This is a genomic window from Paraburkholderia sp. J41, from assembly GCF_905220235.1.
Classification (GTDB): Bacteria; Pseudomonadota; Gammaproteobacteria; order Burkholderiales; family Burkholderiaceae; genus Paraburkholderia.
Genome location: NZ_CAJMZE010000002.1, coordinates 214081 through 238935, shown reverse-complemented (window position 1 = coordinate 238935; position 24855 = coordinate 214081). Strand labels below are relative to the sequence as shown.

The following is a 24855-nucleotide window of genomic DNA, read 5'->3' as shown; positions in this document are numbered from 1 at the left end:
CCCGGCACGGCCTTCGGTCGACGTCTCAGACTGGCGCGATCGTCTCGATCGAGACGATCGGGACGATCAAGCGAAAGCGGGCGTCAAGTGTTCGTCACCGCCTTCGCGGACTGCGTCATGTCGATGCCGCGGCGCTCGCGGCTGAACAGGATCAGCACGGCGATCACGACGGCCACGGTGCCGGCGACGATCGCCATGGCCATGCCGTAGTTGTTGTCGTGTGTTTCGGCGAGCGACGCCTGCATCGTCGCATTGACCGACGCGAACAGATTGCCGAGCTGGTAGACGAGGCCGGGGAAGGTTGCGCGAATTTCGTCGGGCGAGATTTCGTTGAGATGGACGGGAATCACGCCCCACGCGCCTTGCACCGAAATCTGCATGAGGAACGCGCCCAGCGCCAGCAGCATCGGGCCTTGCGAGAACGCCCACAGCGGCAGCACCGGCAGCGCGATCAGCGCGGCGATGAAAATGGCGCGGCGGCGGCCGATCTTCTCCGAAACCGAGCCGAAGAACAGACCGCCGACGATCGCGCCGATATTCAGCACGATCGTGATGAGCGACACCGTATGCGGGTCGAAGTGATGTTGTTCGCGCAGGAAGGTCGGGTAGAGATCCTGGGTGCCGTGCGAGAAGAAGTTGAACGCCGTCATGAGCACGATCGCATAGATCGAGAGGGCGAGATTGTGCTTGAGCGTGGCAAGCAGGCTCGGGCGCTGGCGCTTTTCCATTTCCTTCCAGGCCGGCGATTCGGGCACGTGCGCGCGCACGTAGAGCACCAGCAGCGCGGGCAGCACGCCGACGAAGAACATGCCGCGCCAGCCGATGTACTGGTACAGCACGCCGAACACGATCGAGGCGAGCAGATAACCGCTCGGATAACCCGCTTGCAGCAGGCCGGAGACGACGCCGCGCGCCTTGGGCGGAATGGTTTCCATCGTGAGCGCGGAGCCCACGCCCCATTCGCCACCCATTGCGATGCCGAACAGCGCGCGCAGCGTGATGAAGGTCGTGAGGTTCGGCGAGAAGCCCGAAAGCAATTCCAGCAGCGAATAGCACGCGATGTTGACCATCAGCGTGGGACGGCGGCCGTATTTGTCGGCGAGACGGCCGAATATCAGCGCGCCGAGCGGACGCATGGCGAGCGTCAGCGTAATGGCGAATGCCACGGCGGGAATTTTCGTGTTGAATTCGGTGGCAATGTCTTTCAGAACGAAAACCGTCAGAAAGAAATCGAATGCGTCCAGCGTCCACCCCAAATACGCCGCGATCGTGACGTTTTTCTGTTCTCGCGTCCAGCTCATGTTGTTGGTTCTCCTTGGATTCCGGCGCAATGCCCTGTCTCCCGGCATTGCTTCGTGTGGCTTGGTCGGACCCCCGCTGCGGGCCTGTCGCGAGTGTACGCCCGGCATTAAACATTTGCATGAATGTCCGGCGCAAACCCGTATTAATCCCTGGAGAATGGCGCTTTAAATGAAAGCTAAATGTCTTGATCGTAATTTAAATGTAATTTAACGACGCGGTGCCGAATGAAAGAATGACGGTTGCTCGAATGATTTAACGGCTGCAAACATCGGCATGGCGAACGGCCCTTTAAATCCGTCATTGCCGCCGCCTCCGCTCGCCGCGTGAAGCCGCGTGAAGCCGCTCGAACAGCACGCTTAAAAACGTGCGGCGCCGATGTTCCGCATTAACGCGCCGACAGCCACCCCATCGCGCGGGAAATGACGTCGTGCCATTCGCCCATGGCCGCCTGGCGCAGCACGGTCACGTTAGCCATCCACGGCGAGCCCGTGCCGCTGTGCGCCTCGCTGCCCCAACGCCATTCGCCGGTGGGATTCGAGAGGACGACGGTCGGCTTGCCCGCCATCGCGCTGAGATTGGCGGCGACGGCATCGACGCTGAGCACGGCGTCGAGCTGTTCGAGGCACGCGGCGGTATCGGCAAAGCTGCCGATGCCGGGGCCATAGTGGGAAAGCGCGCCGCGCGGCGTGCCGTGGCGCGACTCGGCCGCCGGATGATGCAGGCTCACGAATTCGATGTCGCGGGTGAGCGCGGCGTGGGTCGTGAGGCGCTCGATTTCGGCGAGCGGCACGCTGCGCAAATCGGCCCAGCAACGCTCCTTGCAGCCCTGGGCGGGGTCGTGGCGCTGCGCGCAGTCCCAGAACAGGCCGACGAGCCGTTTGCCGGGGTGACGGGCGCGCAGCGCTTGCGCCCATTGCGCGGCGCGCTCGCGCGCCTCTTCGGGAGCGCGCAGATAGGCAGGGAAATAAGGCGCGGGCCGGGGCGCAGCCGTGGCGGCGAGCAGCGGCAGATGCAGCAGCGTGGCCTGAAGCGTGGGCGCGAAAGCGCGCGCGGCTTCGAGCGCCGGCGGCGGCAGTTCGGTGGCGATCGCCAGCGGGCGGCCGGTCGCCACCACATGGCATTCGGGCCACGACGCTTGCAGCAGGCTGTGAATCGCGCCGTCGCAGGTGATCATGATCGCGGCGCCCGCGTCGAGCCACTGGCGCACGCCTGCGTACAGCAAAAGCTGATCGCCGTAGCCCATTTGATGCGTGACGAGCACGCGTTCGCCGCGCAAGTCGCGCTGGCCGCTCCACATCGGCGCTTCGGCGTAGCGGAAGCTGCCGCTGTCGCCGCGATTGCGCCAAAGCCAGTGCGTGAAGCCGGCCGTGTCGCCGGTGCTGAGCAGCGCTTCTGCGAGCCATTTACGCGCTTTCTGGATGTCGCGCGTGTCGGACTCGCCCGCGTTGCGCACCACGTCGCTCAGGCACGCGATCGCTTCCGAAATATCGCCGCTCAAATAGAGGTCGCGGCCCAGCCGCACCTCGCAGTAAAACGGCGACCAGGCGAGCGAGCGGTGCGCGCGCCAAGTCGCGGCGGCTTCCGCGTGCCGGCCCAGCAGACGCAGCGCGTGGGCGCGCGCGTAGATCAGGCCGGCGTGGCGGGGATCGAGCGCGAGACCTTTGTCGGCCCACGGCAGCATGTGCTCGTTGCGGCGCACCTGGATCAGCGCGTTGCAGAGATCGACGATCGGCCCAATGCGGTCGGGCGCTTGTGCGTGAGCCCGGAAGGCGGCGACGAGTTGTTGTTCAGCGGAGTTGGACATAAGACCTGGGCGAAGCCGCGCGAAAGAATACGAAAATTCTTACAGCCGCTTCGCCTCAAGAGAATCGGAATATTCTGAGATGCGCTCGCGCAATGCACGGTGCATTTTATTGAACGACCGTGCTTTTCCGTATTGTCCTCATCCGACGGTGCCGCTAGAATCGTTTGTCGGCGCGGAAATTTCGTATTGTGAAATCACGCGATCGAGCGGATAGCCAACCAAGGAGACGAGAGCATGCGGGTCAGGGAATTGTTCGATCTGGACGGGCAGGTGGCGCTCATCACGGGCGGCTCGCGCGGGCTGGGTTTGCAGATGGCGCAGGCGCTCGGCGAGATGGGCTGCCGCGTAGCGATCACGGCGCGCAAGGCCGACGAACTCGCGCAGGCGGCGAGCCGGTTGCAGGCGCTCGGCATCGAGGCCACCACGTTCGTGAGCGATCTGCAAAACCCCGCCGCCGTCGCGCCGCTGGTCGACGCAACGCTGGCGGCGTGCGGCCATATCGACATTCTCGTGAACAACGCGGGCGCGACATGGGGCGCGCCCGCCGAAGACTATCCCGACGAGGCGTGGCACAAGGTCATGAACCTCAACGTGAATGCGCCGTTTTTCCTCGCGCGCGAAGTGGGCAAACGCAGCATGATCGCGCGGCGCCACGGCAAGATCATCAATGTCGCTTCGATTGCGGGCCTCAAGGGCGCGCTCGGGCCGATGCAGGCCATCGCCTACAACACCTCGAAGGCGGCGGCCATCAATTTCACGCGCGCGCTCGCGGCCGAGTGGGGCAAGTACGACATCAACGTGAACGCGATCTGCCCCGGCTTCTTCCCCTCGAAGATGTCGGCGGGTTTGCTCGACCAGCTTGGGCAGACCGTGATCGACCATACGCCGCTGCATCGTCTCGGCGACGACGACGACCTCAAGGGCGCGGTGGTGTTTCTCGCGAGCCGCGCGTCGCGCCATATGACGGGGCAATATCTGGCCGTCGACGGCGGCGCCAGCATCGTTTGAGCGAAGCGAGATGCGAGTGCCAAGCCATCGCGCGCGGTGAAGGCGCGATGAAAGTTCCCGAGCCAAGAAACGAGAGGCCGCCATGCCGACGTCCATCCCTACGCAGTCCGAAGCATTGCCGTTGACGGCGCCGGCGTCGTCGCCTGCGCCGTTGCCTGCGTTGTTGCCTTCGTTGTTGCCCCCGTCGTCAACGCAGTCTGCGCATTGGCCCGCGCATCTCGCGCACCACTTGAGCATTCCGCAGACCCACCTCTTCTACAACGCGGAAGTCTCCGCCGCGCGCTATCCCGACAAGCCTTTTCTCGTGTTCTACGGCACGCCGGTCACGTTCGCGCGATTCAAGGACGAAGCCGAACGCGTGGCCGGCTATCTGCAACAGCAATGCGGCGTGAAGGCCGGCGACCGCGTGCTGCTCTACATGCAGAACAGTCCGCAGTGGATCATCGCGTACTACGGCATTCTGCGCGCCAATGCCGTGGTCGTGCCCGTCAATCCGATGAATCTCACCGAAGAACTCGCGCATTACGTGGAAGACAGCGGCGCGGCGACGGCCTTCGTCGCGCAGGATCTCCATGCGCGCATCGCGCCGCTCGTGCGTGCGAATGGCGAGCGAAATAGTGAGCGAAACGGCGAGCGAAATTGTGAGCAAAACGGCGAACCGAACGCGTTGCGGCACGTGATCGTCGCTACGTACAGCGACTATCTCGAACGCGAGCCGTTCCCGCCGCCGCCCGATTTCGTGAGCGCGCCGCGCAGCGTGAACGGTCCCGGCGTCGCGCACTGGGCCGACGTTCTCGCCGCGCGCAACGCGCCCGGCGCGCTCACCGCGGGCCCCGACGATCTTTGCGTGATGCCGTACACCTCGGGCACCACGGGCAAGCCGAAGGGCTGCATGCATACGCATCGCAGCGTGATGTGTACCGCTGTGGGCGGGTGCAACTGGTTCGGCAGCAATCAGGACGCCGTGCAGTTGTCGGTGCTGCCGCTCTTTCACGTCACGGGCATGCAGGGCGGCATGAACAGTCCGCTCTACAACGGCTCGACCGTCGTGCTGTTGCCGCGTTGGGACCGCGATGCGGCCGCGCGCGTCATCGAGCGTTACCGCATCAACGGCTGGCAGGCAATCTCGACCATGGTCGTCGACTTTCTCTCGAATCCGCGCGTGGGCGAATACGATCTATCGAGCCTCAAATGGATGCGCGGCGGCGGCGCGACCATGCCCGACGCGGTGGTGAAGAAGCTCAAGGATTTGACGGGACTCGATTTCGTGGAAGGCTACGGCATGTCGGAGACGATGGCGGCCACGCATATCAATCCGCCGCAGCGCCCGAAGCCGCAATGCCTCGGCATTCCCGTGTTCGACGTCGATGCCCGCATAATCGATCCCATCACGCTCGACGAAGTGGCGCCGGGCGATCCTGGCGAACTCATCCTGCACGCGCCGCAGGTAATGCGGGGCTACTGGCGCAATCCCGAAGCCACGCGCGAGGCGTTCATCGAACGCGACGGCAAGCGTTTTTTGCGCACCGGCGACCTCGTGCGCCGCGACGAAGACGGCTATTACTTCATGACCGACCGCCTCAAGCGCATGATCAATGCGTCCGGTTTCAAGGTCTGGCCCGCCGAAGTCGAAGCGCTCATGTACCGGCATCCGGCGATCAAGGAAGTGTGCATCATCGGTGCCGAGGACGCGCGGCGCGGCGAAACGGTGAAAGCCGTGGTCGTGCTCGATCCCGCGCATGTGGGCAGTGTGAACGAGGACGAAATCGTCGCGTGGGCGCACGCGAACATGGCGGCGTACAAGGCGCCGCGCGTCGTGCAGTTCGTCGAAACGTTGCCGAAGTCGGGCAGCGGCAAGATCCTCTGGCGCAAGCTCCAGGAGGACGAAGCCGACGCGCGCGGCAACGCCTGAATCGAGCCGGAACCCGCGCCGGAATCAGCGCCCGAATTCACTCACCAGGGTTTCGATATCGAATCCGTCTGGATCGCGCCCATAACGCGGCGATCCAGACGGATTTCGTCTTTATGCGCCCGCGAGCGCGGGCAATCCGGCTTCGTGCCAGCCTTGGCTCAGCGCCGGCGCGAACGCCGCGCGCTGGCTGGCCGGCGCGCCTGGCCACTCGCCGGGCGCTTGCGCATTCTTGCGCGCAAGAATCGCCTCGCACAAAAACTCCATGCTGTAAGCCTTCAACAGATGCGCATGATGCGTTTCGATGAACGCGGCCACGCGTGCGCGCTCGCCGGCAATGGGCGCGAGCGTGTGCAGCGTATGTGCGTCCCAGCGAAAGCGCAGGCCCAGCTCGGCGAACGCATTGTTGAATGCGCAGAGTTGCGCGTCGAGCTGTGCGTCGTGCGCGGCGATCGGATGGCTCATGGCAGTCTCCTGTCAATCGCAACCTGCGCCTGACGTGCCGGGTGCGATTCCAGATCAAGGTGAATGGGAGTGGCGTGAAGACAGCGTAGAAGGGCCGATGGATAAACGATAGTTAAAGTTTTTTTCGATAAACATAAGTCGAAACTTATGTTTATGGTTCCTCGCGCCGCTTGAGCGTAAACCCGGCATGGCGCTTTGTTGAACACTGATATATTGTATTTGAAATAAGAAATTTTCTAGCGCAGCGCCGGCTAAACAGAACGTTGGAGACAAACGACCGATGTCCGCCGAAAGACAGGAAGTTGCGGGGATCATCCCCGTCACGTTGACGCTCGAGCCGATCAACGCTACCGCCTCGCTGCGCGATCAGGCTTATGCGCGGCTCAAGCAGGCCATTGCGGAGACCGACATCTATCGTTCGCGAGACGAAATTCGTCTTGATGAGAAGGAACTGACGGAGAAGCTGGGCGTGAGCCGCACGCCGGTGCGCGAAGCGATGACGCTGCTCGAACAGGAAGGTTTTCTGCGGACGGTGCCGCGGCGCGGCGTGTACATCCTGCGCAAGACGCGCAAGGAGATCGTGGAGATGATCTATATGTGGGCGGCGCTCGAAAGCATCGCCGCGCGTCTCGCCACGCAACGCGCCTCCGACGAAGACATCGCCAATTTGCGCCGCATGTTCGCGACCTTCGACGACGCCACGCCTTCGGAGCACATCGAGGAGTATTCGGAGGCGAACATCATGTTTCACCAGTCGCTCGTGGAATTGTCGAAGTCGCCCATCATCGTCGACACCATCAAGAACATCTTCATGCATGTGCGCGCGATCCGGCGCATGACGATCGCGCAGAGCGACCGTGCCTCGCGCTCGATCGTCGATCACATGCGCATTATCGAAGCGCTCGAAGCGCGTGACACCGAGCGCGTCGAGCAACTCGTGCGGCAGCACTCGATCGAGCTTGCATTGTTCGTGGAAGCGAACTGCGACTTCCTCGATTGAAGCGGCCGCCGCATGAGCCGCAGGCATTCATAGCGTTTTCGTCTGGATCGAAAACAAGACGAAAGAAATATTACGGAGTCCGTATCAAAAGCGGTTAAAGAAGCGGTTAAGACGTGTCCGTAGCCGGGAAAAAACGTCTTGACTAATATTGTGTGTGGAATATTGTATATCACGAGTTGCGAATGCAGCATCCGAACTCACAAACGCCCCGCCAAAGAGGAGACGTCATGGCAGAAGCAGGCATCAACGAGGCGCAGCAAGACGCGCCGCAAGCGCAGCAAACGACCGACGGTTTTCACCTCGTCATCGACGCGCTGAAACTCAACGATATCGACACGATCTTCGGCCTGGTCGGTATTCCCATCACCGACCTCGCGCGGCTCGCACAGGCGGAAGGCATGCGTTTCATCGGCTTTCGTCATGAGCAGAACGCGGGTAACGCCGCGGCGGTCGCGGGCTACATGACGAAGAAGCCCGGCATCTGCCTGACGGTTTCCGCGCCCGGTTTCCTGAACGGCCTCACGGCGCTCGCGAACGCGACCACGAACTGCTTCCCGATGATTCTCATCAGCGGTTCGAGCGAGCGCGAAATCGTCGATCTCCAGCAGGGCGACTACGAAGAGATGGACCAGCTCAACGCGGCCAGGCCCTACGCGAAGGCCGCGTATCGCGTGCTGCATGCGGAGGACATCGGCATCGGCGTGGCGCGCGCGATTCGCGCCGCCGTGTCGGGCCGCCCGGGCGGCGTTTATCTCGACTTGCCCGCGGCGCTCCTCGCGCAGACCCTCGACGCCGTGAAGGGCCAGCAGTCGCTCGTGAAGGTGGTGGACGCCGCACCGCGCCAGCTTCCCGCGCCCGATTCGGTTCAGCGCGCGCTCGAAGTGATTCGGAATGCGAAGCGTCCGCTGATTCTGCTGGGCAAGGGCGCTGCCTACGCGCAAGCCGATGCGCAGATTCGCGAGCTGATCGAAAAGACCGGCGTGCCGTATCTGCCGATGTCGATGGCGAAGGGCTTGCTGCCCGACACGCACGAGCAGTCGGCTTCCGCTGCGCGTTCGTTCGTGCTCGCCGAAGCCGACGCCGTGGTGCTGATCGGCGCGCGCCTGAACTGGCTGCTCTCGCACGGCAAGGGCAAGACGTGGGGCGCGGCGGCCGGCCCGAAGAAGTTCGTGCAGATCGACATCGCGCCGACGGAAATCGACAGCAACGTTGCGATCGAAGCGCCCGTGATCGGCGATATCGGTTCGTGCGTGGAGGCGCTCGTCGCCGGCATCGGCGCGGATTTCCCGAAGCCTTCGGCCGAATGGCTCGCGGCCATCGCCGAGCGCAAGAACAAGAACCTCGAAAAAATGGCGGCGACGCTCGCGAAGAATCCGTCGCCGATGAATTTCCACAGCGCGCTGCGCGCGATTCGCGACGTGCTCAAGACGCGCCCCGACATCAACGTGGTCAACGAGGGCGCGAACACGCTCGACTACGCACGCAGCATCATCGACATGTATCAGCCGCGCAAGCGCTTCGACTCGGGCACGTGGGGGATCATGGGGATCGGCATGGGCTTCGCGATCGGCGCGGCGGTCACGAGCGGCACGCAGGTCGTGGCGATCGAGGGCGATAGCGCGTTCGGCTTCTCGGGCATGGAACTGGAAACGATCTGCCGTTACGACCTGCCGGTTTGCACGATCGTGTTCAACAACAACGGCGTGTATCGCGGCACCGACGTGAACCCGACCGGCGGCGCCGACGTCGCGCCCACGGTGTTCGTCAAGGGCGCGCGCTACGACAAGATGATCGAGGCGTTCGGCGGCATCGGCCACAACGTCAGCACACCTGAAGAATTGACGAAGGCGCTGCTCGAAGCGATCGCGTCGGGCAAGCCCACGCTCATCAACGCCGTCATCGACGAATCGGCGGGCACGGAAAGCGGCCGCCTCACGAACCTGAATCCGCAAAGCGCGGCCATGAAGAAATAAGTCCTACTGACCGGATAGACCAAGGAGATACGAGAATGAGCAAACCCCTCGAAGGCATCAAGATCATCGACTTCACGCACGTCCAGGCAGGCCCCGCGTGCACGCAGATGCTCGCGTGGTTCGGCGCCGACGTGATCAAGGTCGAGCGCCCCGGCGCCGGCGACGTCACGCGCTCGCAACTGCGCGACATTCCCGAAGTCGACGCGCTGTACTTCACGATGCTCAACAGCAACAAGCGCTCGCTCACGCTCGACACGAAGAAGCCCGAAGGCAAGGAAGTGCTGGAAAAGCTGATTCGCGAATCGGACGTGATGGTCGAGAACTTCGGCCCCGGCGCGCTCGATCGCATGGGCTTCACGTGGGAATACATCAAGGAGCTGAACCCCAAGATGATCGTTGCTTCGGTGAAGGGCTTCAGCGAAGGCCATCACTACGACGACCTCAAGGTGTACGAGAACGTCGCGCAGTGCGCGGGCGGCGCCGCCTCGACCACGGGCTTCTGGGACGGCCCGCCGACGGTGAGCGCGGCCGCGCTCGGCGACAGCAACACGGGCATGCATCTCGCGATCGGCATTCTCACGGCGCTGATCGGCCGCGACAAGACGGGCAAGGGCCAGAAGGTGGCCGTGTCGATGCAGGACAGCGTGATCAACCTCTGCCGCGTGAAATTGCGCGACCAGCAACGTCTCGACCGCGTGGGCTATCTGGAAGAGTACCCGCAGTATCCGCACGGCACGTTCAGCGACGTCGTGCCGCGCGGCGGCAATGCGGGCGGCGGCGGCCAGCCGGGCTGGGTGCTCAAGTGCAAGGGCTGGGAAACCGATCCGAACGCGTACATCTATTTCACGGTGCAGGGCCACGCCTGGGAGCCGATCTGCCGCGCGCTCGGCAAGCCGGAGTGGATCAACGACCCGAACTACATGACGGCGCAGGCGCGTCAGCCGCACATCTTCGAAATCTTCGACACGATCGAGCAGTGGCTTTCGGACAAGACCAAGTTCGAAGCGATCGACATCCTGCGCAAGTTCGACATTCCGTGCGCGCCGGTGCTCAGCATGAAGGAAATCGCGGACGATCCTTCGCTGCGCGCGAGCGGCACCATCGTCGAAGTGCCGCACAAGGAACGCGGCTCGTATCTCACGGTGGGCAGCCCGATCAAGTTCTCGGATCTGAAGCCGGAAATCACGGGGTCGCCGTTGCTCGGCGAGCATACGGACGAGGTGCTGGCCGACCTGGGCTATACGCCGCAGCAGATCGCGGCACTGCATGAAACGCGGGCGGTTTAACGTCTCGCGGTAGTAGCGAGCAGGAACGGACGCGGCGCGACCGCGTTCGAGCAGGACGACGCGCGGCGCGGGCCGAACATCCCGCACCGCGCGGCGCATACCAACGTCTTCCCACCCGGGCACGCCCATGTCATCCGCCATCGATTTCGAACAGCTCGTCGACGCAGTCGGCGACGCCATCATCATTTCCGATGCCGCCGGCGACATCACGCTATGGAATCCGGCCGCCGCGCGCATGTTCGGCTATACGCAGGAGGAAGCGCTCGGCAAGACGCTCGATCTCATCATTCCGGAACGTTTGCGCGGGCGTCATTGGGACGGCTATCACAAGACCATGGCGACGGGACAAACGCGCTACGGCCACGACCTGTTGCGCGTGCCGGCCGTCGACAAGGCGGGACGCGCGCTGTCGATTGCTTTCACGGTCGCGCTGCTGCATTCGCCACAAGGCGAGATCACGGGCATCGTGGCCGTGATTCGCGACGAGACGGCGCGCTTCCAGGAGGAGCGCGCGCTCAAGAAGCGCATCACCGAACTCGAAATGCAAGCTCAGCAATCCTGATCAATGGGAGACGTCGATGCATACCGAACAACTCGGTCACTACGAGGTCGAGCTCTCGGCCCGGCAATTGATTCACAACGGCGGTTGGGCCGGATTCGCGTCGGTTCATACGCGCGCGCCCGCGCAGGACGCCGATAATGCGGCGTTCTCCCGCGAATGGATGATCGACGAAACCGTCTTCGCGAGCGAGGCGGCGGCGATCGAAGGCGCGCGCCAGTCAGCACTCGATTTTCTCAGGAGCGGCAATATTTTTGGCGCGCGAATCATTCAGGATAGCTAACGGTAGCAGATCGGCGGGTTAGCCAATCGGTGGGTTAGCCGATCGGTGGCTGGCCGGAGACAAGCGAATCGCACTACCGTCGCGGCGCGTTCCGCGCGCGACTTCTCTACAGAATTCAAACATCAGGCCCGAGAAAGACGCTGGCGCGTCGACGAGGGCCGACACAGGAGACGTTTCATGAAATGGCCTCGCTGCCGGCGCACCAGGTTTCCTGGCGCGCCGTCGATCTCGTATTGTCCCGCGCATGACGCGCGTCACGTCTCGCCCCATGCTTCGCCCCATGCTTCGCAGGGAGGTGCGTCATGCCGATGACGATTGCCGTTCCGCGCGAAATTCACGAAGGCGAGCGGCGCGTCGCGGCGACGCCGGAAAGCGTCGCGCAACTGATCAAGCTCGGTTATGCGGTCGAGGTCGAAACCGGCGCGGGCGCGCTCGCCTCATATACGGACGACGCGTACGTCAAAGCCGGCGCGCGTATCGTCGGCGATGCGCAAGCGCTGTGGCGCGAAGCCGATATCGTCATCAAGGTGCGGCCGCCGGCGCTCGATGAGGTCCAGGCGCTCAAGCCGGGGGCGACGCTGATCGGCTTCGTGTGGCCCGCGCAAAACGCGGCGCTGCTCGATGCGCTGGCCGCGCGCGAGGCCACCGTGCTCGCGATGGATTGCGTGCCGCGCATCTCGCGCGCGCAAAAGCTCGACGCCTTGAGTTCGATGGCGAACATGGCCGGCTATCGCGCCGTGATCGAAGCCGCGCAGCATTTCGGCCGCCTTTTCACGGGACAAATCACGGCGGCGGGCAAGATGCCGCCCGCGAAGGTGCTCGTGATCGGCGCGGGCGTCGCGGGGCTGGCGGCGATCGGCGCGGCGCGCGGGTTGGGCGCAATCGTGCGCGCCTTCGACACGCGTCCCGAAGTGGGGCAGCAGGTCGAGAGCATGGGCGCGGAATTCCTGAGCGTCGATGTGGAGGAGGAAGGCGGCGGCACGGGCGGCTACGCGAAGCAGATGAGCGCGAAATTCATCGAAGCCGAGATGGCGCTGTTCGAGGCGCAGGCGCGCGAAGTCGACATCATCATCACCACGGCGCTGATTCCCGGCAAGCCGGCGCCGCGTCTTATCGACGCGAAAATGGCGGCATGCATGCGCGCGGGCAGCGTGATCGTCGACATGGCGGCCGAGCAGGGCGGCAACTGCGAACTCACGCGCGCGGGCGAAGTGGTGAGCGTGAACGGCGTGACCGTGATTGGCTATACCGATCTGCCGAGCCGCATGGCGAATCAGTCGAGCCAGTTGTATGCAACCAATGTGCGCCATCTGCTCACCGACCTCACGCCCGCGAAGGACGGCGTGCTTCAACTCAATATGGACGACGTCGTGCAGCGCGGCACCACGGTGATGCAGCATGGCACCGTGTGCTGGCCGCCGCCGCCCGTGCAGGTCACGGTGGCGCCGCAAACGGCCGCGCCGTTGAGCGTGGCCATTGATAAGGATGCCGAAACGAATGCGCGCCGCAGCGGCGTGGGACCGCTCGTGGCGCTCGCCGTCATCGCGCTCGGTTTGCTGGCGCTGGGCGGCGTGGCGCCGCCGTCGTTCGTCGCGCACTTCACGGTGTTCGTGCTGGCGGTGTTCGTCGGCTATCAGGTGGTCTGGAACGTGACGCCCGCCTTGCATACGCCGCTCATGAGCGTGACGAATGCGATCAGCGGCATCATCGTGATCGGCGCTCTGCTGCATCCGGGCAACGCGAGTGCGGTCGTGAGCGTGCTGGCGGGTATCGCGCTGGTGGTCGCGACCATCAACATCGCCGGTGGCTTTCTCGTCACGCAGCGCATGTTGAAGATGTTCCAACGAACCTGAGGAGACGTCATGCTTAACGGAATCGGCAACATGGCGTGGCTCGGTGCGGCAACGCTCTTTATCCTCAGCCTGCGCGGCTTGAGTCATCCCGCGAGCGCGCGGCGCGGCAATCTATACGGCGTGTGCGGCATGGTGATCGCCGTGCTGGCCACGCTGCTCGTGACGGGCGGCGCCGGGCTGGAGATCGCGCTGGCCGCGGCGCTCGTGGGCGGCGGTCTCGGTGCATTGCTTGCGAGGCGTGTGGAGATGACGCAGATGCCGCAACTCGTCGCGGTGCTGCATAGCTTCGTGGGTCTCGCGGCCACGTTGATCAGCTTTGCCAACTATCTTTCGCCCGCCACGGCGATGAGCGGCGTGGAGCGCGCGATCCACGAAACCGAAATATTCGTGGGCGCGTTTATCGGCACGGTCACGTTCAGCGGTTCGATCGTCGCGTTCCTCAAGCTGCAAGGCACGGTGAGCGGCAAGCCGCTCGTGCTGCCCGCGCGGCATCTGCTCAATGCGGTCGTGCTGGGCGCGTGCGTCGTGCTCGGCTATCGGTTCGTGAGCGCACCCGACGGCGCCGACGCGCTCTATGCGCTCATCGTGATGTGCGTGCTTGCGGCGGCGCTGGGCGTGCATCTGGTGATGGCGATCGGCGGGGCGGACATGCCCGTGGTCGTGTCGATGCTCAACAGCTATTCGGGTTGGGCCGCGGCCGCGACGGGCTTCATGCTCGACAACGACTTGCTCGTCACGACGGGTGCGCTGGTGGGATCGAGCGGCGCGATTCTCAGCTACATCATGTGCCGGGCGATGAATCGCAGCTTTGTTTCGGTGATTCTGGGCGGTTTCGGCGCGGTGAGCGCGGCGGCGAGCGCGACGCCGCAAGGCGAGGTGGTGGCGACCACCGTCGACGAAGTGGGCTCGCTGCTGCGCGACGCGACGGAAGTGGTGATCGTGCCGGGTTACGGCATGGCGGTCGCGCAGGCGCAAGGCACCATCAGCGAGATCACGCGGCGGCTGCGCGCGCTCGACATCCGCGTGCGCTTCGGCATTCATCCCGTGGCGGGGCGCTTGCCGGGCCACATGAACGTGCTGCTCGCCGAGGCGAAAGTGCCGTACGACATCGTGCTCGAAATGGACGAGATCAACGACGACTTCACGAGCACCGACGTCGTGCTGGTGATCGGCGCGAACGATATCGTGAACCCCGGCGCGCAGGAAGACGCCGCGAGTCCCATCGCGGGCATGCCGGTGCTCGAGGTGTGGAAGGCGCGCACCGTGGTCGTTTCGAAGCGCAGCATGGCGACGGGCTATGCGGGCGTCGACAATCCGCTCTTTTATAAGGACAACACACGAATGTTGTTCGGCGATGCGAAGGGCAGCGTCGACGCGTTGCTGAGGCAACTCGAAGCTGCGTGAGCGTAGCGGGAGGTTAGAGGCGGGAAGAAAGGAGGGAAGAGAGAAGCACGCAAGTGAAAGACGCGCGCTTAGGCGCGCGTTTTCTCATTGTGCTCCATCAGCGTGCGATCGCCGCAATGGCCGCGATCGCGATGGCGCAGCGTGCGCATCATCTGCGCGGCACGCTGAAAATGCCAGCGCGCGCGAGCGCGGCGCACGCGCCGGACCTCGGTGCGCGCTTGCGCGCGGCGCGAGTCCGCTTCCTCAGGCGCGGTGTCGTCGACGCCAAGATGCGCATAGCGGCCTTCGTTGGCGCTATGTTCGAGCCAGCTCGCGGGCAGGCGCGTTGCCAGCAGCCAGGTCGCGGCGGCGCCGAAACTCACGGCGATGATCGCGGCGACGACAACGATTTCCATCCGGGTCTCCCTCATTGCACTTTCATGGTACTGGCGCGCATGCGGCGTGCCTCCGGCGGCGCGCCCAGTGCCTTGCGCCATGCCGAAAGCAATGTATACCATGAAATATAACGATGGGCATCAGTTACGGGTGGCGGCACGGGCGGCGGCACGTGGCGTGCGGGACTAGCGCCGGAGAGGCGGTGCCGAGGAGGGCGCGACGCATGGAATTCGTGGAAATCGACGGGCGTCGTCTCGCGTATCTGGCGAGCGGCGCGGGCAGCCCGAGCGTGGTGCTGGAAACCGGCCTGGGCGCGCAAAGCGCGGACTGGCAGCCGGTGCAGGCCGCGCTCGAACGCACCTGCCGTGTGTTTCGCTACGACCGCGCCGGGCGCGGCGAAAGCGATCCGGTCCAGGGACCGCGCGACGCTACGCAAATCGTCGATGAACTGCATGCGCTGCTTCAGGCCGCGCGCGTGCCGGCGCCTTATCTGCTCGTCGGTCATTCGTTCGGCGGGTTGCTGGCGCGGCTTTTCGCCCAGCGATACCCCGAGATAGTGTGCGGTCTCGTCCTGGTCGAGCCGATGCACGAGGCGCAGTTCGAGCGCCTCGGCCCGGCGTTTCCCCCGGCGGCAAGCGGCGATCCGGCGGCGCTCGTGCGCATGCGGGAGCTATGGACGCGCGGTTGGCGCAACCCCGCGACGACGCCCGAATCGATCGACTTTCCGGCGAGTTTTCGTGCTGTGCGCGCTGCTGCCTTGCCGCCGGATTTGCCGCTCGCGGTGATGACGGCGGGTTCGTTTCAGAACGCGTCGATTTTGCCGCCGGAGCGACGGCCGGCGATGCAGCAGGCTTGGGAGCGCATGCATGCGGAATTGCTGGCGCTTTCGGCGCGCGCGAGGCACGTCAGTCTGCCGGCGTGCGAGCACTTCGTGCAGCGCGAGGCGCCGGAGGCGATCGTCGAGGCTGTGGAAGCGATGGCGAATGCGCGCGATTGATGCGCAAGGAGCGGTGCGGATGATGCGCCGCTGGAAAACAAAAAAGCCCGCGATTGCGGGCTTTTTTGATAAATCTTTAGCAGGAAGAGCGTGGTGCCCAAGAGAGGACTCGAACCTCCACAGTGTCGCCACCGCCAGGACCTGAACCTGGTGCGTCTACCAATTCCGCCACCTGGGCACGTCTTCAAGCTAGAAGAAGATTATGTTGCGAATTCAGCATCCTGTCAACAGATGTTTTCAGAAAACGCCCGAAGAGGAAACCAGCGTGCGAAATCCGGCGACAAGTATCCGGCAATGAGTTATCCGGCGATAAATCGTGGACTTGACGTGCTGACTCGCGCACTACGATCGCGCTGGCAAGTTTCGGATGATGCCGTACAAGGTACGGCGCCACGCGCGGCGCAAAAACAAAAAGGCCGGCGTAAAGCCGGCCTTTTCTGAATCTTGGTGCCCAGGAGAGGACTCGAAAAGAGCATATAAGTTGTTGATTAATAAAAGATGTGGCCAGAACAGGTGGTCGTCATGTACTTGCTGATGTACTAAGCTGTAGGACGAGACCTTCAATGTGATCGCATTTCTCGCTTACCCAACACGTGGTGTTGCGCACGCGCAACACGACTAGGCAGGCCGGGGGCGGCGGCGCTGGCATCTGACAATCACAAGTCCACCGCAAATTCCGGATGATATGGAGGAGCATCTCGCCTCATCCGCACTGTCGGCCCGGCTGTCAGGAGTCGGTGAAGTGCCGATCGTTGGGATCACCGCGAACCTCAGTGATGCCCGTCGTAGCGTGATCGGTTGTCCTGAATCGTCGTACGATGCGCACGAGCCCATTCAGCCAGTTGCCGGACCCGCTCGGCAAGCGATCGTCCAACCGCGGTCAACGCATACTCGACGTGTGGCTGTGCTGTCGTACGGACTGTGCGCCTGACCACCCGTCGCGCTCCAGCGTCTTCAGGGTTCGCGTCAACATCTGCGGCGAGAGCCCGTTCACGTTGCGCCTGATGTCGTTGAAGCGCCTCGGCTGGTCGCGAAGCGCTACCACTACCTGCATCGTCCATTTTTCGCCGATCTGGCCACGGATTTCGCTGACGTTGCGGCAATCGCGCGGCTCGTCGGGAGTCATGGTCATATCCGTATGACTAGGTCCTGAAAATATGCGTTTTCGGCAAACGGCGACATGTCGGATACTGAGTGTCCATCCGCCTTCCGCACGACAACTCGACGATATCATGAAGCTTTTCTATCATCCCGGCGCCTGCAGCCTTGCCTAATCGAGGGTGGACTGCCGTTTGAACGCGTCAGTATCACCCGCGACAAGCGCACCGCCGACGGGCGGGATTTCCTCAGTCTCAATCCGCACGGCTTCGTCCCGACTCTTGAACTTGACGACGGAATCGTGCTGACCGAAGCGCTGGCCAATCTCGTCTATATCGCCGAGCGAACCGGAAAGCTACTGCCGAAAGACGGTCCGATCCGCTGGCATGCAATCGAAGCGCTGTCGTTCATGACGACCGAACTTCATGGCGACTTCAAGCCGCTGTGGAAGCGTGCACCGGAGGGCGAGCAGAGCGCAGCGAAGCAACTGCTGACACAACATTTCGCTGTGCTGGCCCTCCAGTTGGGCGACAAACCGTTCGTCACAGGCAATGTGATTACCGTCGCAGACCCGTATCTGTTCGTCATGCTCAGATGGGCAGACAAACACCATATCGATGTGCCGAGGCGGCTCAACGCTTACCTCGAGCGAATGCAGAAGGTGGCCTCGGTCGCTCGCGCGCTAGCCGAAGAGGGGCTTGGCTAAGGCGGCCATAAAGAAGCCTCTCTCGTCGGCAGACATCACCGCGTGAAAAACGTACGCGCACGATTTTCAGCAAGGCTGCCTAACGGCGTAACTCTCCCACCCGAGTTTAAGAGGCAGGACACCTTTGTGCATCGCGACGCGCGGCTGTTCGGCGCCGCTTGCGTGCGGTCGATTGCCGCCATATTCGTCTTGCTCGTGATGACGGTGAAGCCGGATGAACGCATGCGGAACGAGTAGCAGGTCAGCGCGTCGCTTCCACTTGCACCGGCAGCGGATGCGCGCGCTCTATCAGGGCGAATTTGACGAGACTGATCGACATTTCGGTTCGGACTTCCGTCAGCGTGCAAACGGAAACTGGGACGACGGTTCTACTTTTCTGGCGCGTATTGCCCGGGTTCGAGAGGTCATCGAACATGCCACGATCACCGTTCTGGATGAGGTGAGCAATGGCAATCGCTATGCCGAACGTTTCGTCATCGACCTGTTGAAGTACGACGGGGCGCGGATTACGCAAGAAATATATGTCTCCGCGGAGCGGGACCTCGACGGGCGCTTTGTTCGAATCGAGGAGGGGACAGTCTTGCTCGAACAATGATCAGGTCGATCCCAATCTCATCGTGAGGATTCGTCATAGACCAGTGGCGCAGTGGTGGACTTGCCGGTCTGCATGATGAAGTCCGTCCAGGGCGGCCTCGCACGCATGATGACGAAACAGTAGCGGAATTGCTGGCGAGGATACTGCGGGCGAAGCCGGACCGGGCAAAGCACTGGAGCGTGCGGTCCGCTGCTGCACAGATAGGGATTTCGAAGAGTTCGGTGGCCCGATATCTGTCGTTGTGTACAGCCTCATCGGCCAAAAAGCTTCAGGCTGTCTAATGATCCATACTTCGTAGAGAAGGTGCGCGACATTGCTGTATTGTTCGGGTCTCTTTATAAAAAGTCTTATGAGTCAATGGTTTGGGTTTAATTTAACCACGAAAATATCGTCTGGCTACCCATCCGGTGCGCGATGAGATGACGGGACTATAGATCGCATGATAGCGGTTCATCCATGTCAAGCGCTTGCCGCAGAGTGTCCGCTTTGGCCGGGGGATTCACGTGTCTCGCCCATTCTGTCCGGGCGGTAATACACGCCGCCTTGCGAGGCCAGCGAAGTCGTGTCGTTCAATATTAGCGGGAGGCGTTCCCCTTGTGAAGATCGTCCCGCCGCGGCCGATGAATCTGCCGCGTCATGGTGTATAGGGCTACGAAGGCCGCGGCGATGCCCGATGCCGCGCCGACGCCAAGCGCCCAGCGTGGACCCAGATGGTTCGCCACCCACACGATCAGTGCACCGATCGGCATACCCCCGAGTGCGATGGCCACGCGCAGTGCCATCAGCCGTGCACACGGTAGCGGAGCCACAAGCGGTATCCCGCCTGCAGGCCGTGCTAACGTTGATCGGGCAGCAAAAGGAGAAATGGGCACTCCCAGCGGATGCACGAGTCGTCGTCAGCTATGAAGCGGGTCAGGACGCGTTCTGGATCTTTCGCGCGCTACAGGCTTGCGGGATCGAATGTCATGTCGTCGATCCTGCAAGTATCCCGGTTGAACGCCACAAACGGCGCGCGAAGACTGACCGGCTCGATGCGATCAAACTTGTCATCAGTCTGAGTGCGTGGTTGCGCGGCGAACGTGACCGCATGCGGGTGATCCGGGTGCCATCGGCGCAGGATGAAGCATCCCGCCATCTGATGCGCGATCGTGGGCAACTGCAGAAGGAAGTCCTCCAGCACCGTGACCGCATGCGCAAGTTGCTGGTCACGCTCGGTTGCTGGGATGAGGTCGATAGTAGAAAGTTCGCCGGCCGACTCGCCCGCGGGGAGTTACGGTGTCACGACGGCGCGCCACTCCCGGCCGAGCTCCACGAACGGTTGCTTCGCGAGTGCGCGCGGCTGACACTTGTTGAGCAACAACTGGTCACCTTGGAGAAGACGCGCGAAGCCAGTCTGCCCGAGCCTGCGCGTGAGCGGATCGATCGCCTCACGCGCCTGAGCGGCATCGGGCCGGTTGGTGGATCAAGACTGGCGTTAGAACTGTTCTGGCGGCAATTCAGCAACCGCCGTCAGGTCGGTGCATGCGTTGGCCTCGCGCCGCAACCCTTCGACAGCGGCGAGAGCCGTGTGGATCAGGGCATCAGCAAACAGGGCAACCGGCGAGTGCGTGCGTTACTGGCGTGATCGACAACAAGGAACTCGCCAGGCAGAAGATCGAAATCCCGATGCTTGCGATCGGCGGCGGCGGGAACGGCGGCATGGGCGAATACGAGAAGCGGGTCGTGAGCCGCTACGCGGATCATGTCACTGGGATGGCGCTGCCCGACTGCGGCCACTGGCTGCCCGAGGAGTGCGCTGCTCCGTTGAACGCGATGGTGATCGATTTCCTCGACAAGCGGTAAGGCGAAGATGCTGGCCCTTCGGCATTTTGCCGGAGCATCGGGCGTCTGAGCTTGCACCGTCTGCAGCGGTACGCGAGGCGTACCGCTATCTGTCTGCTCCCAACGCTGGCGCGGTCGACCCTCTGTCGACCAGCGTAATCGGCAGGATATCGTGACTGGGCAATTGTGGGACGCTATGCTGTATGCGCGCGATTAACCTGCGCGCGGCGATGCGTGCCATCATTTCGACGGGCTGGCGGATCGACGTCAGCCTGATTAACGTCGACGCGGCGAGCGGCACGTCGTCGAAACCGACTACCGACAACTGAGCGGGCACGCTGATCTTTCGTTTCCTGGCCGCATCCAGTACTCCCAGCGCGATGGTGTCGTTGCCGGCAATGATGCCGGTGACCGGCGAAGGTGCGTCAAGCATCGAGAGAGTGTTGGCGTAACCCGATTCGGTCGTGTAATCACCCCAGCGCACGCGGATCGACGTGTTTGAAGTTCCTTTTTCTGATAACCAGCGCCGGATGCCTTCCACGCGATCCCGGCTTGTCGATGTATTTTCCGGTCCCATAACCACGCCGATATGGCGATGCCCGAGCCCAAACAGATGCTCAACGGCCGTCGAACCCGCACGCGCATTGTCGATTTCGACGATGTCCACATTGAGGTTGTCGATTTTGCGCACGACGAGGACGAGCGGGATACCGCGTCGATGCATTTCCGGGACCACAGCTGAATCGAGCGTTGCAGTTGCGAAGATCAGACCGTCCAGGTAACCCTCGATCAGCGGACGAAAGGCGACCAGGTTTCTCGCATCGTTCATTGGATCGATCACCAGAGTCATCTGATAGCCGACGGACTGAAGTTCGTCGTGCAGGCAGGTCAGCAACTGAGTCATGAAACTGTTGTGCAGCGCGCCCACGACAACTCCGATCAGTCTGGTTGCCGACTTGCGAGGTTTTCTTCCAATCGATGGTAAGCGGAAGCCCATATCCGCGGCTGTGACCTGCACAGCCTGTCGCGTTGTTTCGCTGATGGCAGTGTGTCCACTCAAGGCGCGCGAGACGGTTGATATCGACAGCCCCAGTTTCATGGCGATATCGCCCAGCCGTACGCGATGGGAGGACCCATGGCCAATGTGTTTAACGGACATGCTCGGCTCCTGCGAGACACCGTTTTTTCACGTTTTCTGCAATCGATTTTCGATAGGGAAAGTCACTAGTTTTTGCATGAGGTTTGCAGAGTCCGCCGATGATAACTTTCGTACATCGATCTATATGCGACATCAACTTGCATACAGATCCAATCGCAACTGGATGGAAAAAACGATGGCAATTCAATTTCTCAAACATGGCCGTAGTGCGGAGAGTGCTGCGGAAGACGCCGCGAAAGTACGCGATGTAGTGACCCGAATTCTGGCGGACGTGTCGAAACGGGGCGATGCCGCCGTGCGCGCTTTCTCGGAGCAGTTCGACAAATGGTCGCCAGCCTCCTTTCGTCTCAGCGACGACGAGATCGCAGCCTGCATTCGGCATCTCTCGCCGGGCCAGCTCGAGGACATCAGGTTCGCGCAATCGCAGGTCCGCAACTTTGCCCAGGTGCAACGCGAGGCCATCCGTGATGTCGAGACTGAGACGCTGCCGGGTGTGGTCCTCGGGCACAAGAACATGCCAGTCGATAGTGTTGCGTGTTATGTGCCAGGTGGAAAGTTCCCATTGGTTGCGTCCGCGCATATGGGCGTGGTAACGGCAAAAGTCGCCGGCGTGTCCCGCATTCTGGCTGCGTCGCCGCCAGTCCAGGGTGAGCCGAATCCAGCCGTCGTTGCAGCGATGCATCTCGGCGGTGCGGATGAGATCTATACCTTCGGTGGCGTGCAGGCGATCGCCGCCATGGCGCTCGGCACCGAATCGATCGACCCCGTCGCGATGGTGGTCGGCCCCGGTAATGCTTTCGTTGCCGAAGCCAAGCGCCAGCTGTTCGGACGTATCGGTATCGATCTGATCGCCGGACCCTCGGAGACCCTCATCATCGCGGACGACAGCGTCGATGCGGAAATGTGTGCAACCGACCTGCTCGGCCAGGCTGAACATGGCTTCAATACGCCGGCGATCCTGCTGACGAACTCGCTCAAGCTGGCTCGGGAGACCATCGCCGAAGTCGAGCGACTGCTCAGGGTACTGCCGACGGCCAACACCGCCGGCGTGTCCTGGCGTGACTACGGCGCCGTGATCGTCGTTGACACAGTCGATGAGCTGGTCAGCGAGGCGGATCGCATTGCTTCCGAGCACGTGCAGGTCATGACGCGTGATCCGGATTATTTCCTCACGCACATGAAGAACTACGGCGCGCTGTTTCTCGGGCCGCGAACAAACGTGGCCTTCGGCGACAAGGTGATCGGTACGAATCACACCCTGCCAACGGGGCGCGCGGCGCGTTATACCGGCGGCCTCTGGGTCGGCAAATTCATCAAGACCTGCACGTACCAGAAGGTCCTTACCGACGAGGCAAGTGCGCTGATCGGCAGCTATTGCTCGCGCCTCTGCGCTATCGAAGGCATGGTCGCACATGGGGAGCAGGCGAATCTGCGCGTGCGTCGGTATGGTCATCAGGACGTCCCGTATGCGGGTGTCGCAGCGCGATGACGCGGCGGTGATGACCAACGCGCGGCATCAGTGAATTATCGTTGACAGATCGGGGCGCATTCGAAAGCGCCCTCGAACGGCAAGAGAGTAGAACTTCATGAATTCGACTATAGATTTCGTGTTTTGGCCTGCGCCGATCCGACATTTGCGATTCCACGATCACGTCGCTGCTGCGGCGGCGGGCGGATTTTCCAGCGTGGCGATTTCGCCCATCACTTATCTCGACGAGCTCGCCCATGGTGAAAGCGCTCGCGATCTCCGCGACTACGCCGAGAGCAACGGGGTGTCTGTTCGGCATCTGGACTCGCTGACGGGCTGGGCGCCGAGCGGAAAGATGGAGGGCTACGACGACGAAATGCGCGCGCGCTACATGATCTCGCTCGATCAGTCGATTCAGATCTGTGAGGAGATGGGCATCGAGAGCATCCTTGCATGCGCCGCTTTCGAAGCCGGCATGGTGCCGCACAGCGTGGTGGTCGAAGGCTTCGCTGATCTGTGCCGGCGGGCGGGCGATCTCGGCATTTGGGTTGACCTCGAACCGATGCCATTTCTTGGGGTGCCAGACTTGCAGGCTACGCTCACGATCCTCGACGCGGTGGGCGCACCCAATACCGGCATCGTGCTCGATACGTGGCACTTCAGCCGCGGAAATCCGGATTTCGCACTGCTGCGTTCGTTGCCACCGGGCAAGATTACTACCTTGCAGATCAGCGATGCACTCTACAAGCTGCAAGCTCCGACCATGATGGAAGACACGCTGCGCTTCCGGCGCTTCGCAGGCGAGGGCGAATTGCCTATCACAGCCATCCTTGAGGTGCTCCGGGAGAAGGGGGGATTGACGCGGGCGGGCGCGGAAGTGTTCTCCGATGTGGCCGCTACCTTGAGTCCAGCGGAAGCCGGACGAAAAAGCGCGTTGTCTGTACGGCGCGCGATGGAGCTGGCTGGCTTCGACCTGAGCGGGACCAGCCTGTTCGCGGGTTGACGGCATATCGGCGGCTAGGCAGTCACGGCCTGCCTGCCAGTCGCATCGCTGCCGAGAAGCGCTTGTAAGCCTTGGACGAGGATGGTCGACGTCATACGCAGATGGTCGGCCATCAGCGTGGTGGCCTTATCCGAGTCGTGCTCAAGTGCTGCGGTCACGATAGCGGAATGTTCCGCGTGGACATCGCGGTCCTGGTGGTATAGCGGCACGGACAGACGGCGATAGCGTTCGCCCTGCTCATACATCTGCGCACGAACGCGCAGCAGGCGCTCGCTGCCACAAGCCGAGACAAGCGACTCGTGCAAGGAATAATGTGCGTCCACCCACAGGTCGCTAAGGCGTGATGGATCGTCGGCTGTGCGGTAACTGGTTCGTCCGAGCCGATGCATGGCGGCAACGACGCGTGTTTCCCAATCGATGGTGCCTCGCGCAATCGATCTGGCAAGGCAAAGCGTCTCGAGTTCGATGCGCGTTTCGGTCAAGTCCGCGAGATCTTCCAGCGAAACGGGCGCGACCCTGAAGCCACGCTGCGGCTCCGAGATCACCAGGCCCTCGGCGGAGAGTCTGGACAGCGCTTCACGGACTGCGGGGAGGCTGACCTCGAATCGCTCGCAGAAATCACTGATGCGGAGTCGTGTGCCGGGTGCAAGACGACAACTGAGGATATCTGCTCTCAGTCCGTCAAAGACAGTCTCCGACAAGGTCTTTTTTGTAGCCATGAAAGTAATCCGCATGTGAACGCGCCGACCTCGTGTGCTTCCGATCGCCACGCATGGAAAATATATTT

Annotated in this window: 22 protein-coding genes, 1 tRNA gene and 3 pseudogenes; 17 read left to right on the top strand and 9 right to left on the bottom strand. The window is 62.6% G+C overall.

From position 1 onward, the window contains the following. Nucleotides 1-83: 83 nt before the first annotated feature. Together U5805_RS03060 and U5805_RS03055 are read right to left on the bottom strand one after the other, a co-directional pair. On the bottom strand, nt 84-1301 hold the full coding sequence (locus U5805_RS03060) for an MFS transporter (protein ID WP_322101959.1): 1218 nt from the start codon (nt 1299-1301) through the stop codon (nt 84-86). A 386-nt stretch (nt 1302-1687) separates the two neighbouring features. Further along, entirely contained in the window at nt 1688-3106 is a 1419-nt protein-coding gene (locus U5805_RS03055) for a hypothetical protein (RefSeq protein ID WP_322101958.1), read from the bottom strand. 234 nt (nt 3107-3340) lie between these two features. Here U5805_RS03055 and U5805_RS03050 point away from each other — a divergent pair, with 234 nt between their 5' ends. After that, nucleotides 3341-4114, top strand: a complete 774-nt coding sequence (locus tag U5805_RS03050) for an SDR family oxidoreductase (protein WP_322101957.1) — start codon at nt 3341-3343, stop codon at nt 4112-4114. A gap of 82 nt (nt 4115-4196) precedes the next feature. Beyond that, complete coding sequence (locus U5805_RS03045; RefSeq protein WP_322101956.1) at nt 4197-6026, top strand: long-chain fatty acid--CoA ligase; 1830 nt, start codon at nt 4197-4199, stop codon at nt 6024-6026. Nucleotides 6027-6137: 111 nt separating this feature from the next. On the opposite strand, the gene U5805_RS03040 is transcribed toward U5805_RS03045, so the two are convergent. Beyond that, nucleotides 6138-6488, bottom strand: coding sequence for a hypothetical protein (locus U5805_RS03040; RefSeq protein ID WP_322101955.1), 351 nt, complete (start codon nt 6486-6488; stop codon nt 6138-6140). 280 nt (nt 6489-6768) lie between these two features. Between U5805_RS03040 and U5805_RS03035 the strand changes: the two genes are divergently transcribed. The 7 genes from U5805_RS03035 to U5805_RS03005 all read left to right on the top strand — a co-directional run bounded on the left by U5805_RS03035 (nt 6769) and on the right by U5805_RS03005 (nt 14846). Further along, a complete protein-coding gene (locus U5805_RS03035; protein ID WP_322101954.1) occupies nt 6769-7488 on the top strand; it encodes a GntR family transcriptional regulator in 720 nt (239 codons plus the stop codon). Nucleotides 7489-7715: 227 nt separating this feature from the next. Next, nucleotides 7716-9461, top strand: coding sequence for an oxalyl-CoA decarboxylase (gene oxc / locus U5805_RS03030; RefSeq protein ID WP_322101953.1), 1746 nt, complete (start codon nt 7716-7718; stop codon nt 9459-9461). Nucleotides 9462-9496: 35 nt separating this feature from the next. After that, complete coding sequence (frc, locus tag U5805_RS03025; RefSeq protein ID WP_322101952.1) at nt 9497-10747, top strand: formyl-CoA transferase; 1251 nt, start codon at nt 9497-9499, stop codon at nt 10745-10747. A gap of 127 nt (nt 10748-10874) precedes the next feature. Beyond that, the gene (locus U5805_RS03020; protein WP_322101951.1) at nt 10875-11309 is read left to right on the top strand and encodes a PAS domain S-box protein; all 435 of its coding nucleotides are present in this window, start codon (nt 10875-10877) and stop codon (nt 11307-11309) included. A 16-nt stretch (nt 11310-11325) separates the two neighbouring features. Further along, nucleotides 11326-11589, top strand: a complete 264-nt coding sequence (locus U5805_RS03015) for a hypothetical protein (protein ID WP_322101950.1) — start codon at nt 11326-11328, stop codon at nt 11587-11589. Between the two features lie 302 nt (nt 11590-11891). Continuing rightward, on the top strand, nt 11892-13442 hold the full coding sequence (locus tag U5805_RS03010; protein WP_322101949.1) for a Re/Si-specific NAD(P)(+) transhydrogenase subunit alpha: 1551 nt from the start codon (nt 11892-11894) through the stop codon (nt 13440-13442). A gap of 9 nt (nt 13443-13451) precedes the next feature. After that, entirely contained in the window at nt 13452-14846 is a 1395-nt protein-coding gene (locus tag U5805_RS03005; RefSeq protein WP_322101948.1) for an NAD(P)(+) transhydrogenase (Re/Si-specific) subunit beta, read from the top strand. 68 nt (nt 14847-14914) lie between these two features. On the opposite strand, the gene U5805_RS03000 is transcribed toward U5805_RS03005, so the two are convergent. After that, the gene (locus U5805_RS03000) at nt 14915-15241 is read right to left on the bottom strand and encodes a hypothetical protein (RefSeq protein ID WP_322101947.1); all 327 of its coding nucleotides are present in this window, start codon (nt 15239-15241) and stop codon (nt 14915-14917) included. 203 nt (nt 15242-15444) lie between these two features. Between U5805_RS03000 and U5805_RS02995 the strand changes: the two genes are divergently transcribed. Continuing rightward, nucleotides 15445-16218 carry an alpha/beta hydrolase gene (locus U5805_RS02995; protein WP_322101946.1) on the top strand — a complete coding sequence of 258 codons (774 nt, stop codon included), beginning with the start codon at nt 15445-15447 and terminating at the stop codon, nt 16216-16218. 91 nt (nt 16219-16309) lie between these two features. On the opposite strand, the gene U5805_RS02990 is transcribed toward U5805_RS02995, so the two are convergent. Together U5805_RS02990 and U5805_RS02985 are read right to left on the bottom strand one after the other, a co-directional pair. Continuing rightward, nucleotides 16310-16396: transfer RNA gene (locus U5805_RS02990), tRNA-Leu, on the bottom strand. A gap of 592 nt (nt 16397-16988) precedes the next feature. Next, nucleotides 16989-17272, bottom strand: a pseudogene (locus tag U5805_RS02985) (winged helix-turn-helix transcriptional regulator). Nucleotides 17273-17398: 126 nt separating this feature from the next. On the opposite strand from U5805_RS02985, the gene U5805_RS02980 reads away from it, so the two are divergent. The 3 genes from U5805_RS02980 (at nt 17399) to U5805_RS02970 (ending at nt 18898) form a co-directional block, all read left to right on the top strand. Beyond that, nucleotides 17399-18022, top strand: a complete 624-nt coding sequence (locus U5805_RS02980; RefSeq protein ID WP_322101945.1) for a glutathione S-transferase C-terminal domain-containing protein — start codon at nt 17399-17401, stop codon at nt 18020-18022. A 274-nt stretch (nt 18023-18296) separates the two neighbouring features. Continuing rightward, on the top strand, nt 18297-18617 hold the full coding sequence (locus tag U5805_RS02975) for a nuclear transport factor 2 family protein (RefSeq protein WP_322101944.1): 321 nt from the start codon (nt 18297-18299) through the stop codon (nt 18615-18617). Nucleotides 18618-18652: 35 nt separating this feature from the next. Next, nucleotides 18653-18898 carry a helix-turn-helix domain-containing protein gene (locus tag U5805_RS02970; protein WP_415914529.1) on the top strand — a complete coding sequence of 82 codons (246 nt, stop codon included), beginning with the start codon at nt 18653-18655 and terminating at the stop codon, nt 18896-18898. A gap of 294 nt (nt 18899-19192) precedes the next feature. On the opposite strand, the pseudogene U5805_RS02965 reads toward U5805_RS02970, so the two are convergent. After that, a pseudogene (locus U5805_RS02965) lies at nt 19193-19420 on the bottom strand (MFS transporter); the annotation flags it as partial. On the opposite strand from U5805_RS02965, the pseudogene U5805_RS02960 reads away from it, so the two are divergent. Then, nucleotides 19351-20235: pseudogene (locus U5805_RS02960) on the top strand (IS110 family transposase); the annotation flags it as partial. The pseudogenes U5805_RS02965 and U5805_RS02960 overlap by 70 nt on opposite strands. Before the next feature lie 2 nt (nt 20236-20237). Next, nucleotides 20238-20459, top strand: coding sequence for an alpha/beta hydrolase (locus U5805_RS02955; RefSeq protein ID WP_322101943.1), 222 nt, complete (start codon nt 20238-20240; stop codon nt 20457-20459). An 85-nt stretch (nt 20460-20544) separates the two neighbouring features. Here U5805_RS02955 and U5805_RS02950 read toward each other — a convergent pair whose 3' ends face one another. Further along, entirely contained in the window at nt 20545-21597 is a 1053-nt protein-coding gene (locus U5805_RS02950) for a LacI family DNA-binding transcriptional regulator (RefSeq protein WP_322101942.1), read from the bottom strand. Between the two features lie 175 nt (nt 21598-21772). Here U5805_RS02950 and hisD point away from each other — a divergent pair, with 175 nt between their 5' ends. Both hisD and U5805_RS02940 read left to right on the top strand, forming a co-directional pair. Further along, nucleotides 21773-23086 (top strand): histidinol dehydrogenase, encoded by a 1314-nt coding sequence (gene hisD / locus U5805_RS02945; RefSeq protein ID WP_322101941.1) that lies wholly within the window; start codon nt 21773-21775, stop codon nt 23084-23086. A gap of 97 nt (nt 23087-23183) precedes the next feature. Further along, nucleotides 23184-24068, top strand: coding sequence for a sugar phosphate isomerase/epimerase family protein (locus tag U5805_RS02940; protein WP_322101940.1), 885 nt, complete (start codon nt 23184-23186; stop codon nt 24066-24068). A 14-nt stretch (nt 24069-24082) separates the two neighbouring features. Here the strand turns inward: U5805_RS02940 and U5805_RS02935 are convergent, their stop codons facing one another. After that, a complete protein-coding gene (locus tag U5805_RS02935; protein ID WP_322101939.1) occupies nt 24083-24787 on the bottom strand; it encodes a GntR family transcriptional regulator in 705 nt (234 codons plus the stop codon). Nucleotides 24788-24855: the final 68 nt, after the last annotated feature.